Origin of the sequence: Methanolobus vulcani (assembly GCF_006546655.1) — an archaeon.
Lineage (GTDB): Archaea > Halobacteriota > Methanosarcinia > Methanosarcinales > Methanosarcinaceae > Methanolobus > Methanolobus vulcani_A.
The window spans coordinates 24,151-38,570 of record NZ_VIAQ01000020.1 but is presented as its reverse complement, the minus strand read 5'-3'; the positions used below and the strand labels follow the sequence as shown (position 1 = coordinate 38,570).

At 38.8% G+C, this 14,420-nt stretch carries 15 protein-coding genes; 7 read left to right on the top strand and 8 right to left on the bottom strand.

The genetic code is table 11. The features are described from left to right. The first annotated feature begins 5 nt into the window (after nucleotides 1–5). The 3 genes from ribC to FKV42_RS13035 all read left to right on the top strand — a co-directional run bounded on the left by ribC (nucleotide 6) and on the right by FKV42_RS13035 (nucleotide 2,149). The gene (gene ribC, locus FKV42_RS13045; RefSeq protein WP_154810736.1) at nucleotides 6–470 is read left to right on the top strand and encodes a riboflavin synthase; all 465 of its coding nucleotides are present in this window, start codon (nucleotides 6–8) and stop codon (nucleotides 468–470) included. A 62-nt stretch (nucleotides 471–532) separates the two neighbouring features. Beyond that, on the top strand, nucleotides 533–937 hold the full coding sequence (gene ribH / locus FKV42_RS13040) for a 6,7-dimethyl-8-ribityllumazine synthase (RefSeq protein ID WP_154810735.1): 405 nt from the start codon (nucleotides 533–535) through the stop codon (nucleotides 935–937). 69 nt (nucleotides 938–1,006) lie between these two features. Then, nucleotides 1,007–2,149: a pyridoxal phosphate-dependent aminotransferase gene (locus FKV42_RS13035; protein WP_154810734.1), complete on the top strand. Its 1,143-nt coding sequence runs from the start codon at nucleotides 1,007–1,009 to the stop codon at nucleotides 2,147–2,149. Between the two features lie 47 nt (nucleotides 2,150–2,196). Here the strand turns inward: FKV42_RS13035 and FKV42_RS13030 are convergent, their stop codons facing one another. Continuing rightward, nucleotides 2,197–2,655 (bottom strand): FAD synthase family protein, encoded by a 459-nt coding sequence (locus tag FKV42_RS13030; protein ID WP_154810733.1) that lies wholly within the window; start codon nucleotides 2,653–2,655, stop codon nucleotides 2,197–2,199. A 302-nt stretch (nucleotides 2,656–2,957) separates the two neighbouring features. On the opposite strand from FKV42_RS13030, the gene FKV42_RS13025 reads away from it, so the two are divergent. Then, nucleotides 2,958–5,885 (top strand): PAS domain S-box protein, encoded by a 2,928-nt coding sequence (locus tag FKV42_RS13025; RefSeq protein ID WP_154810732.1) that lies wholly within the window; start codon nucleotides 2,958–2,960, stop codon nucleotides 5,883–5,885. A gap of 35 nt (nucleotides 5,886–5,920) precedes the next feature. Here the strand turns inward: FKV42_RS13025 and FKV42_RS13020 are convergent, their stop codons facing one another. The 4 genes from FKV42_RS13020 to FKV42_RS13005 all read right to left on the bottom strand — a co-directional run bounded on the left by FKV42_RS13020 (nucleotide 5,921) and on the right by FKV42_RS13005 (nucleotide 7,866). Further along, on the bottom strand, nucleotides 5,921–6,157 hold the full coding sequence (locus FKV42_RS13020; RefSeq protein ID WP_154810731.1) for a cytochrome b5 domain-containing protein: 237 nt from the start codon (nucleotides 6,155–6,157) through the stop codon (nucleotides 5,921–5,923). Nucleotides 6,158–6,242: 85 nt separating this feature from the next. Next, the gene (msrA, locus tag FKV42_RS13015) at nucleotides 6,243–6,818 is read right to left on the bottom strand and encodes a peptide-methionine (S)-S-oxide reductase MsrA (protein ID WP_394348072.1); all 576 of its coding nucleotides are present in this window, start codon (nucleotides 6,816–6,818) and stop codon (nucleotides 6,243–6,245) included. Between the two features lie 48 nt (nucleotides 6,819–6,866). Then, on the bottom strand, nucleotides 6,867–7,670 hold the full coding sequence (locus FKV42_RS13010; protein ID WP_154810730.1) for a DUF1638 domain-containing protein: 804 nt from the start codon (nucleotides 7,668–7,670) through the stop codon (nucleotides 6,867–6,869). Nucleotides 7,671–7,692: 22 nt separating this feature from the next. Further along, on the bottom strand, nucleotides 7,693–7,866 hold the full coding sequence (locus FKV42_RS13005; protein ID WP_154810729.1) for a hypothetical protein: 174 nt from the start codon (nucleotides 7,864–7,866) through the stop codon (nucleotides 7,693–7,695). 155 nt (nucleotides 7,867–8,021) lie between these two features. Between FKV42_RS13005 and FKV42_RS13000 the strand changes: the two genes are divergently transcribed. Next, a complete protein-coding gene (locus tag FKV42_RS13000; RefSeq protein WP_154810728.1) occupies nucleotides 8,022–8,519 on the top strand; it encodes a GNAT family N-acetyltransferase in 498 nt (165 codons plus the stop codon). Between the two features lie 108 nt (nucleotides 8,520–8,627). Here FKV42_RS13000 and FKV42_RS12995 read toward each other — a convergent pair whose 3' ends face one another. Together FKV42_RS12995 and FKV42_RS12990 are read right to left on the bottom strand one after the other, a co-directional pair. Next, the gene (locus FKV42_RS12995) at nucleotides 8,628–8,924 is read right to left on the bottom strand and encodes a hypothetical protein (protein WP_154810727.1); all 297 of its coding nucleotides are present in this window, start codon (nucleotides 8,922–8,924) and stop codon (nucleotides 8,628–8,630) included. Between the two features lie 302 nt (nucleotides 8,925–9,226). Beyond that, a complete protein-coding gene (locus tag FKV42_RS12990) occupies nucleotides 9,227–9,769 on the bottom strand; it encodes a pyruvoyl-dependent arginine decarboxylase (protein WP_154810726.1) in 543 nt (180 codons plus the stop codon). Between the two features lie 245 nt (nucleotides 9,770–10,014). On the opposite strand from FKV42_RS12990, the gene FKV42_RS12985 reads away from it, so the two are divergent. Next, on the top strand, nucleotides 10,015–12,816 hold the full coding sequence (locus tag FKV42_RS12985; RefSeq protein WP_154810725.1) for a DEAD/DEAH box helicase: 2,802 nt from the start codon (nucleotides 10,015–10,017) through the stop codon (nucleotides 12,814–12,816). A 63-nt stretch (nucleotides 12,817–12,879) separates the two neighbouring features. Here FKV42_RS12985 and FKV42_RS12980 read toward each other — a convergent pair whose 3' ends face one another. Next, complete coding sequence (locus tag FKV42_RS12980) at nucleotides 12,880–13,302, bottom strand: FKBP-type peptidyl-prolyl cis-trans isomerase (protein WP_394348071.1); 423 nt, start codon at nucleotides 13,300–13,302, stop codon at nucleotides 12,880–12,882. A gap of 298 nt (nucleotides 13,303–13,600) precedes the next feature. Between FKV42_RS12980 and FKV42_RS12975 the strand changes: the two genes are divergently transcribed. Then, nucleotides 13,601–14,314: a hypothetical protein gene (locus FKV42_RS12975; protein WP_154810723.1), complete on the top strand. Its 714-nt coding sequence runs from the start codon at nucleotides 13,601–13,603 to the stop codon at nucleotides 14,312–14,314. Nucleotides 14,315–14,420: the final 106 nt, after the last annotated feature.

The window sequence follows — 14,420 nt, the reverse complement described above, 5'->3', positions numbered from 1 at the left end:
AAAGCATGGCAACAATAGGAGTCGTTGACACAACATTTGCACGCTTCAATATGGGAAAAGCAGCCGTAGATGAAATACAGCAGAACATGTCTGCAAAGATAATCCGCAGGACTGTTCCAGGTGTAAAGGATCTTCCGGTTGCAGCCAAGAAACTCATAGAAGAAGAAGGATGCGAAATAGTCATGGCTCTTGGAATGCCAGGCAGCAAAGAACAGGATAAGATCTGTGCCCACGAAGCATCCACCGGAATAATCCAGGCACAGCTTATGACAAACACCCATATCATAGAGGTCTTTGTCCATGAGGACGAAGCAAAGGACGAAAACGAACTCGTTTTCCTCATGGACCAGAGATCAAGGGAGCATGCACTCAATGTTGTTAAAATGCTGTGCAGACCTGAGAAAATGATTAAGGAAGCTGGCACCGGTCAGAGACAGGGCTTTGAGGACGTTGGCCCTGCAAGGATGTAATACCGGACAGAAATCAACAGAAGATTAATATTGAATTTAAATCTAAACTTTAAGTGATTAATATGACCATAAAATTGGGATTTGTAATAGCTGAATTTAACAGGGACCTTACATTCCAGATGGAAATGCTTGGTGAAGAGCATGCTAAGTTCCTCGGAGCAGAGGTTGTGGAAAAGATCTTGGTTCCAGGAGTATATGATATGCCACTGGCTATCAAGAAGCTCTGTGAGCGTGAGGACATTGATGCAGTTGTTACCATGGGAATTGTGATTGAAGGTGCAACACAGCACGATGAAATCGTCGTCCAGAATGCAGCAAGAAAAATTACCGACCTCTCACTGGATTACAACAAACCTGTTACACTGGGAATTGCAGGACCTGGAATGACCAGAATGGAAGCACACCAGCGCGTAGACTACGCAAAGCGTGGTGTGGAAGCTGCTGTCAAGCTGGTACAGCGCCTCTAAATATCAAACTTCAAAAACTATATACATAGAATTTCAAAGTGCAAAACTAAAAATGGTTGTGTTAATTGCATGGCATCATCAAGATTAAAGAGGGTGGAAGAGTCAGCAACGATGAAAGCTGCAAATGCTGCCAACAAGATGAAAGAGGATGGTATCGATGTTATCAGTTTCACATTAGGTGAACCTGATTTTGCTACTCCGAAACATATTTGTGATGCAGCAGCAGATGCGATGTACAGGGGGGAGACACACTATGCACCAGGGGCAGGAATCTCCGAACTGAAAAATGCTATTGCTAATAAGCTTTGCACAGAGAATAAACTGGACGCAAAAGCTTCAGAAATTATTGTTACACCTGGTGCAAAGCAAGCTATCTTTGAAATTATGCTGTCAGTTCTTGACGATAATGATGAGGCCGTACTCTTTGATCCTGCATGGGTTTCATACGACCCTGCAATAAAGTTTGCAGGTGCAAATACAAAATGGGTGCCAACTGACCCCGAAAATGGTTTTAAGCCCATTGATATTGAAGAGTACATCAATGAAAAAACAAAGCTCATTGTAGTCAACAGTCCCGGAAATCCAACAGGTGCTGTTTACGATAAACAGACCCTCAAAAATATAGCTGATGTTGCTATTGACAATGATATCCTTGTACTCTCAGATGAGATATATGAGAAGATAATCTATGACCAGGAACATATCAGCATTGGTTCATTTGAAGGAATGCAGGACAGGACCATCACTGTTAACGGTTTCTCAAAAGCCTACGCAATGACAGGCTGGAGACTTGGTTATATTCATGCAAGACCGGATATCATTAAACCAATGATGAAGATACAGTCACATTCAGTCAGCAGTGCAACCACTTTTGTACAGTACGGGGGTATTGCAGCACTCGAAGGACCACAGGAACCCGTAACTGAAATGGTTGAAAGGTTCAGGATGAGAAGAGATATTCTTGTGGATGGCCTGAATGAAATCGGAATTAAATGCCAGAAACCTGGCGGTGCATTCTATGCGTTTGCGGATGTCAACGAATATGGAGATGGAAATACCGTTGCTGAAAAACTCCTGCAGGATGCACACGTAGCAGTCACTCCAGGATCAGCTTTCGGAGAAAGCGGTAAGAACTTCATCAGAATTTCTTATGCTACATCAATTGAGAGAATACAGGAAGGACTGGAAAGGATCAAGACAGCACTTGTCTGATCTTGTTCTCTTTTTAAAATATTATAACTTATTTGAGGGCTGAAAGATTATTTCTGATATCTTTCAAGCACTTTTTTTACGATTTTTCCACTTCCACATAAAGAACAATTAAGTGAACTCTCTATCCTGACAACCTTACAATCAAAGCCTCTGGAATGTAGTTGCTTCTCAAGCTGACGTGCATCAAAAAGCTGGTCGTATCCAAGTGCAATGATATTTGGTTTAATTTGCATTATTGGGTCAAAAATATCAGATTCACTGCCAAGGAGAGCTTTATCAACAATTTTAAGTGAACTGACCATTTCCAGTCTTTGCTCATCCGTTATTATTGGTTTTGGTTTATGTCTTATCATGGACTCTCTGGCAATGATAACGTAAAGTTCATCACCGAGCTTTTTTGCTTCGCTCAGATAATGAATATGTCCCGGATGAAGCAGATCGAATGTTCCTGTTGCAAGTACTCTTACCAAAACATCACCTGTATGCTGTCTCCTATAAACAAGCATCCATTATAAAGGTAGCTCCACTCAGAAAATATCCAAAATAAGAAGAGCTCGTATCTGATAAAATAAAGAGATTTGTGAAATTAGTGACAAGCCGAAATGTCATTGGAGATGTTATTATATAAAAATTAGTTATATTAATATAATATAAGGTATTATCGCTATGAGAGAATGCAAGTGTGCAATTTCTACGCAATTCGATATAGACATGATTTTTGTGTGCCCTCTTAAACGCTCATTGTAGTTCAGATAATCATTTTCGAATAGGAAAATAGAAACCATCGTTTCAAACCACTGGTGACAACATGAAAATTTATAGAAAAACTGCCATTACACTTGGAATTGTTTTTGTGTTTCTATTCTTGCTTACAGCTTCTGTAAATCAATATGTATTTTTAACTCACACAGAAGGAATGGAAAATAATGTTCTAAATGATAACACACTCAGAGTGCAGAGAGCATTTGAAAATGAAATATCACACATGGATTCAACAGCTTGCGATTGGGCTGCATGGGATGAAACCTATGAATATATGATAAATAACAATTCAGACTACATAATCTCAAATCTGGATGATATTGAGACTTTCCTGACACTTGATATTAATTTTATTCTTTACTTCGACACCGATGGAAACCTGGTTTATGGAAAAGCCTGTGATCTTGAGAATGAGATTCAAGTACCCCTAAGTGAAGAAATAATAACTGCTTTTCCCAAAGATAGTGTCCTGATAAACCATCCATCTATTGATTCTACAGTATCAGGAATTATGATGATTGGAAACTCTCCAACAATAATAGCATCAAGACCTATTATAAAAGGTGATTATTCTGGTCCTATTCATGGAACCCTTATAATAGGACGTTTCCTTGATGAATCCTTTATAGAACCCATGGAAGAACAGATATTACTTCCAATTGAAATGTATGCACTCAGCAATCAGGACATGCCTTATGACTTTGTAGATATTGAGGATAAATTACTGGGTGAAAAATATGTCACCAGCATTGATAATGATAAAAATAAAGTCGCAGGTTACTTTTTGCTTGAAGATGTCTACGGTGAACCTGTTGTAATTGCAAGAACTGAAATGCCCAGACTAATCTATAATGAAGGTCTCACTGCTATATCAGTTACATCTTACCTTACACTTCTGATCTCACTTTTGTTTGCCATTTTATTGTCATTCCTTCTTAAGAAGAACCTGCTTTCAAGGATTACATCCCTGCAAAATGGTATCAATGAAATAGATTTTAAAGGAGATATCAATTCCAAAATAGAGATGAAAGGAAATGATGAACTTTCAGAACTCGCAGATAATATCAATTCAATGCTTGATTCATTACAGGAAAAAACCATAATGTTACAGTCGACCATCGAGTCAATTAGCTACGGACTTGTTGCATTTGATAAAAATGCAAAGGTTCTTTTTATGAATCCTGAATACAGAAATATTTTTGCTCTAGCATCTGAAACTGGACCAGGAGCTGACGGAGAGATATTACTTAATGAAGTTCTAAAATTAGCTGAAAATCCTGCGGTTATGGAAAATGAAGTTCATGAAAACCATGCTTCAACAGGTATTAACAAATTTAGGTTGAAACTCAAAGATGGAAGGACAATACAAACTTATTCACTACCACTCATTGTCAACAACGAAATCTATGGCAGGATATATGCCCATAATGATATTACGGAAATACTTCTTCAAGAGAAGGAACTTCGTGAAGAAATATCCAGAAGAGAAGATGCGGAAGAGAAACTAAAACTCAGTGAGGAGAAATTCTCAAAAATTGCCACATCTGCCAATGATGCAATTATAATGCTCAACAATGAAGGAAAGACAATATTCTGGAATGAAGCTGCTACAAAAATGTTCGGATATTCTGAGGAAGAGATTATTGACAAGGACATGCATTCTTTTATTGCACCCGATAAATACATCGACGGATATAAAGCAGGTTTTGAGATTTTTACAAAAACCGGACATGGAGATGTTATCGGCAATACAATTGAGCTGGAAGGTAAACGCAAGGATGAAACTGAGTTTCCGATTGAACTTTCCCTGTCTTCCATACAGCTATCGGATGGATCCTGGAATGCAGTTGCTATTATCCGTGATGTTACCGAAAGAAAAAAGCTTGACGAGATAGAACATGAGATTCTTGAAAGGCTTACAATAATCATTAACAATATCAATAGTGGCATACTCCTTATTGACAATACGAACAAGACTATCGCAGATGTAAATCCTGTTGCTGCAAAAATGATAGGACTACCTAAAGAAAAGATCATAGGTAATGTCTGCCACAAATTCGTTTGTACTAAACTTGAAGACCAGTGCCCGATAATCGATCTGAAGCAAAAAGTAGACAAATCAGAAAGCGTACTTCTGGATAAAAACGGAAATGAAATACCCGTTATAAAATCCGTGGTTTCTGTCAAACTACAAGGAAAGGAATACCTTGTTGAGAGTTTCTATGATATTTCCCAAAGGAAGAAAGTTGAAGAAGCGCTCATTAAAGCAAAAATGGCTGCGGAAGCATCTGATATGGCTAAAAGCGAGTTCCTGACAAATATGAGCCATGAACTTCGTACACCTCTTAATTCAATCATCGGTTTTTCAGATATGTTGCTACATATCAGGCAACATGAACTTGACCAGAAACAAACGAGATACCTCAACAACATATCCAATAGTGGAAAACATCTGCTTGATGTAATCAATGATATTCTGGATATTTCCAAGATCGAAGCTGGAAGGATGGATCTTTCAATAGAAGAAACAGATGTTGTTAAGATCATGGATGAGATCAGGAAGAATGTATCTTCACTTGTTGAACAAAAAGAACTTACACTTGAATTTAATATTGCAGAGGATGTTGCCACAATAAATACTGACAAACTCAAATTCAAACAGATACTTTACAACCTTATAGGCAATGCAATTAAATTCACAAGGGAAGGTGGAAGTATCAAGATATCAGCAAAAAGAGTCCTTAACATGATAGAAGTTGAGATTAAGGATACTGGCATCGGCATATCCGAGCAGGATCAAAAAGACCTGTTTGAACCTTTCAGGCAGGTTGATTCTGCGCTGAGCAGGAATTATCAGGGATCAGGGCTGGGACTTGCAATTGTGAAAAAATACCTTGAAATGCAGAAAGGTTCCATTAGAGTTGAAAGCGAACCTGAAGCAGGTTCATCATTCATATTTGAACTGCCACTATAAGGCAGTTCTCAAAAGAAAAAGAACTAATCTTAATATTATTGTTTGATTTTTCCTACAACCGGGTAACTTTCCAGGGCATCAGCTTCATGCGGAGCTTCCAGATCAAGAGATTCGGTTAGATCTGTTCCTGCTTCATGTAAACCCATGTGTTCTCCATCATCCCAGAAATCACTCTCTGTTACATCGTATACCTGGCCTGCATAAACAACATAAACCTTCTCATTGTCAGTGCCATTGTACTTGGCTACTTCTTCTAATGTGAATTCCTGCATATCCTCACCACATTTAAATCATCTTTTAAAGTTATAGACTTTTGGGTCTTGATTTAATATATAAACCTGAAGTTGAATAAAAATATTATTTGATAAAGCAGCCACCCTGTGTACCTGTCTTTTCAAAGTATTGCTGATGATATTCCTCTGCCCTGTAAAAAGGACCCGCGGGCGCTATCTGTGTTACTATAGGTTTTTTGAAACGATGCGATAATTCGAGTTCTTCTTTGGAAGCCAGAGCTTTATCCTTTTGCTCTTCATTATGATAAAATATAGCAGAACGATACTGACTCCCTATATCAGGACCCTGACGATCAATAGTAGTAGGATCATGCATTTCCCAGAAAAGCTCCAGCAACTTCTCGTATGGGACTATCTGCGGATTGAAAAGAAGCTCCACAGCTTCTGCATGTCCGGTATTACCCATGCAGACTTCTTTATAGGTCGGATTTTCCTTGTCTCCGCCCGTATAACCTACCTGTGTAAAGTCAACACCCTTTACTCTTCTGAATATTGCCTCAACACCCCAGAAACAACCTGCTGCAAAAGTCGCTTTTTCATATCCCTCACCAGATAATTCCTCTTGTGATAATATCCCATCACCTGATAAGTTCTCTTGTGATAACATTCCATCACCTGGTATGTTTACTTGTGATAACATCCCATCACCTATGAAAAGGTGAGATACCATGAGCCATAAATGTTTCTATTACAGGGATTTTACAAGAAGCTCTTCTTTAATATCTGAATAACACTTCTCAAAAAGACTCTGACCGCCTTCTATCTCAAGGACCTCAAAATCAAAAATCTCTGCGAATTCATCCACTTTTTCGTCAAAATTCTCGGTGTATGTAAGCCCGGTCTTGACCTTTGCAACCCGTTTGTATCCTGTAATTTCATTGACCTTCTTAAGCATCTTAATAGTCTTTTCGGGTTTCTCAGGATCAACTCTCATGATCTCACGCCAGGCATGAGCGTACATTGGTGTGAAAAGGAACGTTCCATGCTCACTGAACTTTTTTAGCGTGGCCAGATACTCCTGACAACCTCCAAGGGTTGCACCGACACAATCATCAACGGTACGTGTATCATCCCTCAGTATCCTGATAGGACATGTTTCTTCAAGATGTGCAAAATCAGGTTCTATTTTGTCAAATACGTTACCGCATAAACCGTAAAACATCAGGATGCCATTTGAGCATGTACTAAGTTCATCTAACAATTTGTAGATCTCAGTTTTGAGTGTTTTTGGGAACTCGTGCAGTGCAAGTTCAACCATATAGATCATTACTGTGTACTTTTCAGTGTCGTTCCTGTAGCTCTCAGTATCTGAACGAAGCTTTACGGGTGAAAGTAAATGAAACTTAAGACCTGCTTTTCTGAGTTTGGATACAAAATCATCCTCCTGACCGTTACCAACTACGAGAATCTCATCTACGGAACTATCATTTTCAAGTATGTGCACGATCTCATCCTGAAGGATCTTGCACGAGAGTATGGTCAGTAATGGCATAATGTTCCCTACATCTTATTGATTATTCACTCTTTTGCCTGTACATATATACAAAACTCAGTACAAAAGCAACTACACCAGATGGTATTCCTGCAAATAGTGAGAAATATATCCTATCCTGCAATGCCTGAGTCACCAGTATTGTTACCAGCACAAAAATGACCAGGCTGATTATCACCATTTTTGCAACATGCATATTTTCTCTATCCCACCAATTTAATGACTTTTTACAATAGATTGTCGTTTCACCGGTTTAGTAAAAATACTAGTAACCTGATAGAATGAGAAGTTAACGCTTCTTGAATCATGAAATTCTATGGCAACAAACACAATCAGAGAGGAAATCTAAGTATGCAACCTGAAAACGCAACTTCCGTAAGTGTAAGATCTACAACAATAGATGACATACCTCTTATAATGGAACTTGTAAAAGCGCTGGCTGAATTTGAGGGACTGAGTGACCATGTGCTTGCAACTGAAGATAGCCTCAAAGAAGGAATGTTTGGGAAGAACAAATACGCAGAAGCGATTATCGCTGAAATCGATGGAAAAGCTGTTGGATTTATTGTGTTCTTCCATAATTACTCCACTTTTGTAGGAAGACCTGGACTCTACATTGAGGATATATTTGTCTATCCCGAACACCGAGGAAAAGGCGTAGGTAAAGCACTGATGACCTATTGCGGTAAAATTGCAAGAGAAAGGAATTGCGGAAGACTGGAATGGAGCGTACTTGACTGGAACCCTGCCAGGAAGTTCTATGAACACATGGGTGGAGAGCACCAAAAAGAATGGCTTCTATACAGACTGGATGATAAAGGAATAGAAAAACTTGCCGAAAGAAAATAAAAATTGGAGTTAAGACATTCAAAATAATTAGCGGTATGGAACAAATCATGTGTCCCGGCATTTCAGGTTATTCACCTACATGCCAGGAATGATCTGTAAAAAATGAAATTATTCAGTTGCTGTGTCGTTTGTAGCTTCTTCGACTTCTTCAGTAACGTTCTCTGCCATCATTTCTGCATCTTCTGTGACATTCTCTGCCATCATTTCTGCATCTTCTGTGACATTCTCTGCTACATCTGCTACTTCTTCAGTAACGTTCTCTGTTGCATCTTCTACATCTTCAGTGACATCCTCTGCAACGTCCTCTGATTCTGTTGCTGCTTCTTCTGTTGTGTCTGCACAACCTGATACGGCTACAAGTCCGACCATCAGGATAACCATAAGTATGCTTAAAAATTTCTTCATGTTAAGTCTCCGATTACTACTAATCTATATAGTTTATAGACGTCTACGGATTAACTATACATTACTTAAGTTTATCGATTATCGTGTTTCTTGATAGCTTTTTTAGGAGAGAAAGAGATAGAAGTATTTACATGAGCATTACGTGTATAATACATCTGCTAATTTAAATTAGTATTAATAATAAAATGTATAGGTAAAGACCCATACGATGCAGGCACAGAGCATATTTCTAAGAAATCCATTAAACTGCGATCAAAAACAGATAATCTAAATGATAATCAAAAAGTAAAAGGTTGAATCCTTTACTCAATAAATACCATGGCAGCGATGACAGTTGTCCACTTACCATCCTTATCACCGTATGCGGTCTGGCAATAATGGGTAGTATCTATAATATGACCGCTTGCTTTGTAGACCTGTTCCCTTTCATGCCATGCACAGTTTGAATCGAATTCAATTCCAAGAGTTGTGGCAAGCATTGTTGCTGCAATATCTTCAGCATATTCTCCGGCTGTTTCCTCGTCCTCACCGAAAGAATGGTGCTCTGAGATGTAACCATAATTATTCTCATTTACGGGAACTGCGGTGCCAACTGCTGCTGCTACAAGCCTGTAGGGTTCGTTTGTTTCATTACGTGCAAGAACACAATGTACGATCTCTCCCGCAGGAAGATTTTTAATCCCTTCTTCACGAGATACTAATTTACAATTTGGAGGAAGTATGCTGGAAACGGTAACAAGATTATATTTCTGAATAAGTGCGTCGCGCAGTGCCAATTCAAAAGATGCTAATTTGTCCTTATGAACACCAGCACCTTTAGTCAAAAAACATTTTTTTGGAACCATTTCAATCATCGCTATATATAGTATAATTCTCTGCTTACAGAAATTTATCGCTTTCCACATTTTTAAGAAAAATGATATTATCAATCCACGATGATACTTGAAATTGTATCTTCATATAAGAAGATTATGAGTGATGAAAAATTAATAAGTTCCAGTGAAACTTACTCATTAATTCAAGTACAAATGAACGTTCAGGTGTAACATATTAAGGATGAGTTCCTTTACAAAACCGGAGCAAGCTAAAAATGGACATTTCCCGGCTGATAGAAAAAATAAAAGCATCAAGAAGGTATGAGGGACAGATTACACACATAGAGGATGTGCCCGCCAGAGAAGCAACTTACAAAGAACTGGAAATGAATCCGCTTATAAGATATGCTTTGAACCAGAAAGGAATTCAGCAATTATACGCACATCAGGCTGAAGCAGTTGAGAGGACAAGGAATCGGGAAAATATCGTCCTTTCCACCAGTACTGCAAGTGGTAAATCATTATGCTACATGCTCCCTATTTTTGAAACTCTGCTCCAGGAACCACATGCAACTGCATTATATATATCACCGTTGAACGCCCTTGTCAATGATCAGCTTGACACGTTCAGGGAACTGAGCCAGATAATGACTTTGAATATCAAAATTGATCGTTTTGTAGGTTCAATGAGCAAAGCTGAAAAAGATGCTGTAAAACATGGAAATACAAAAATAATATTCACAAACCCGGAAATGCTCCATCTGAGTTTCCTGCAATGGAAACAGCAATGGAGGCAATTTCTCTCTAATCTTAAATATATCATCATTGATGAGAGCCATTCATACAGCGGCGTCATGGGAAGCCACATGGCAAACCTCCTAAGAAGACTTAACAGAATCTGTGATAATTATGGTGCAAAGCCTCTTTACATCTGCTGTACCGCTACAATTGGGAATCCAGTTGAACACAGCTCCGCCCTTACAGGCAGGGAAATGACACTTATTGACAATGATAGTTCTGGTCAGGGTGCACAGAAATTCGTGTTCTGGAACCCGCCTCTGTACTCACGTTCAAGGAACTTCACCCAGAGAAAAGCAAGTTTTGGAGAAACGGTCGACCTTTTTACAACATTTGTACAGAGTGACCTTCAGACAATTGTCTTTGCAAGGTCCAGACAGAAAGTTGAAAGGATGTATGTACAGGCAAAAAATACACTTGCTGAGAGAGGAATCGACAAAACTATCAGCCCCTATCGAGGTGGTTATCACGGAAATGAACGTGAAGATATCGAAAAAGCACTCGCTTGCGGGGAAATAGATGGAGTAATATCCACCAACGCGCTTGAACTTGGAATTGATATCGGTGGGCTGGATGCCTGTATAATGGATGGGTTTCCCGGAACTATTATGAGTGCAAGGCAACAGGCCGGAAGAGCAGGACGTGGAAGCAGGGAAAGTATAGTGACCCTGGTGGCAGATTCCAATGCTCTTGACCAGTACTACATGAGAAATCCGGAAGACTTTTTCAGACGGGATTGCGAAGAAGCTGTCATAAATGTCTCAAACCGCTACATTCAGGCAGGTCACCTTCTATGTGCAGCAAGAGAACTTCCTCTTAAACCGGAAGATAAAGACTATTTCGGACCTGAATTTGATACCATCGTTCAGGTTCTTGAAGAGGAAGGACTTCTGGAAGGAGAATTCGAGAAGCGGTCACGTGACCCTGCGCCTCACATGAAAATATCAATAAGGAATATTGAAAATGACAGTTATACCATAATTGATAAAGCTACCAGACGACCCCTTGAAAAAGATATCGAAAGATTAAGAGCTTACAGGGAAGCTTTTGAAGGTGCTGTCTACATCAATAAAGGTAAACCCTATTGTGTCACAAAACTTGACCACGATAAAAAAGAGATTCATGTGGAGCAGGCCAGTGATGGATATTACACAAGAGCCATGGTCGATTCGGATATTGTTGTGAGAGAAGTTGTTGAAACAAAAGACCTGCCTACATGTTCTGAAGTAAAAGTCGGTTTTGGAGATGTTGATGTTACCCAACAGGTAACAGGCTACAGAAAGATCCAGCAAAGGTCAGATACAGAACTTGGTCAGCATTCACTGGATATGCCGCAGTTCAGTCTTGAAACTGAAGCCATATGGCTTGAACTGCCATATTCTTTTACCGAACTTGTAAGTGAATATGAGCGTGACCTTGCCGGAGGAATTCATGCAATCGAGCATGCTATTATTGCAATGTACCCGTTGCATTTGTTAGCTGACAGGAATGATGTTGGTGGAGTTTCAACACCATCACACCCTGATATCTCAGGTAACAGCGGTATTTTTGTGTATGACGGACATCCCGGTGGTGTAGGATATGCTGAAAGTGGTTATGGAAGAATCTTAGAGATGCTTGAGGTCACACTGAAATCCATAGAAAGCTGTCCATGTTACGATGGATGTCCATCCTGCATCCAGTCTCCAAAATGTGGAAATAACAACAATCCACTGGACAAGGATGCTGCAATAATGATTCTCAGGAAGATGCTCGGTAAACCGGCATACATCCCGAAGAAGAAAGTAGTAAGAAAGGTTGAAAGGCCTGTAAAGGAGGAAACTTACGTACCTGTGCAGAGAGATCCGAAGGACAGACCATTCGACCATAATGCAGCACTTAACAGAGCAAGAAGAAAACTCAGGCAGCGTGACAGGAAAAGTGCTGAAGAATGGATTCAGGAAGGTATCAAAGCTGGAAAGGAAAAAAACCATGAGCTGGCTTTTGAGTGTTTCTCGGCTGCCCTGCAACTTCAGCCTTCAAATGCAACAGCACTGATGAATAAAGGTATGACATGCCTCCATCTTGGTCAGAACCAGATGGCATTGACTATTTTTAATAAACTCATAAGCCAGGGATATGGAAAAAGTGTTGTGTGGAAGCACAAGGGCATAGCTCTGCACCGTCTTGGTGATTTTGTGGGTGCTGTAGAGATGTTTGATGAAGCACTGAAAGAAAAGCCTGATGATATTAAACTAAAAGAACTCAGGGAAAGGTCTGCTTCTAAAATTACAAAATGAATCAATAATTAAATCAAAAGTAATTGAACCCAGAGATGAGTTCAATTTAAAGATCTATTGAATTTATTCAACTACTTTGATATTGAAGGTAAGAGCCTCTCCTGCAAGAGGATGATTCATATCAACTGTGAGTGTCTCATCGGTAACTTCGGTTATTTTTGCTGGCATCTGCTGACCATCAGCAGTACCTACCGCTATCATCATGCCTGCTGTGATCTCGGCGTCACATTGAAGCATGGATTTAGGAACAGTTTCTATCATAGCTGGATTTGGCTCACCATATGCATCTGCAGCTTCAATCCTGATTGTCTTCTCTTCCCCAACTTCCATTCCCTTAACAGCCTCATCAAAACCTGAAATGACCTGACCTGAACCTACTGTAAATTCAAGAGGACCCTCATGGTTTTCAGTACTATCGATAACAGTACCGTCATCAAGTGTACCTACATATGAAATTTTAATTGTATCTCCGTCTTTTATTGGCAAAAACATCAACTCAGTTTATAAAAATAAGTTCTTACTCATTTAGCTCAAGGACGTGGGGACTTTACTTAGGTGTTTTGGTAAATTTTGCTGAATAAGGCAAACGGTTGCCATTCCAAGTTTTAAAGTAGGATTGGTGACAATATACTGTGGATGATGGCAAAGTTATTTTACATCGATTGATATTGAAGAGGAGAAAAAAGAAGAGTAAATCTTCGATATGATGAACAAATTAAGAAGTAATATTTGATTCATATTATGCGAAATGTATAAATGAATATAATCTAATGAACTAATTGTTATGGAAAATTACCGTGTTGATGATCTTAATTCCATTAACATAATTTTGAATAGCTGTTCAAAAGACATGTTTGATGGACTCACATTTGTAGTAAGGCCTGTAGTTGGTGCTATTGGTTATCTGCGGTCTATGCATAAATCATACGTATTTCAAAAAGAGATTGAAAAAATTACAAACATCGATTTTGAAACCCGTGAGAAGATATTAGATGTTTTTTCAGATCTTGTCATAGAAAAGAATGATGAGGATTTTATCCGACAATTAGAAGTAAAGATTAACGAGCTAAACGAGATCAAAGATGTTTTTAGCGAATTAGATTGTCATAAACTGAACATCGAACCAAAACAGATGCACAATATTTTGAGCATCTCTTTGCGTAGGCTTGATAGGACTATTGATTCAATAAGAGATGAAATCAACTCTATGATGTGGGATAGTGACGAAGATATTGATCAATTATTAACTCTTGATCAGGTTTTCATCTCTATTCAGGAAATAATAAAAGAGACTCTTGATCTGCCTATAAATAAGTCGAAAGATTCTAGTAAGTTGAATACTTTAGTTTATTCTTTACTTTATATCGAAGCATATCGCAGACAAAAAGTATCACTTGAAGAGTTTCAGGATTTCTTATCTTTCTTAAGCCTGTACAATTATAAGGAAGGTAAATCCCTGAAAGATAATGATGCGGTTTTCGAAGTTTTAACGGTTTGAATATGAAGTTCTCTATTGATTCAAATATAATTATTGCTGTTGTACTTCCTACTCATAGACTTCATGCTACATCTATTAAGCATATTAAAGACAGGCATGAATATGG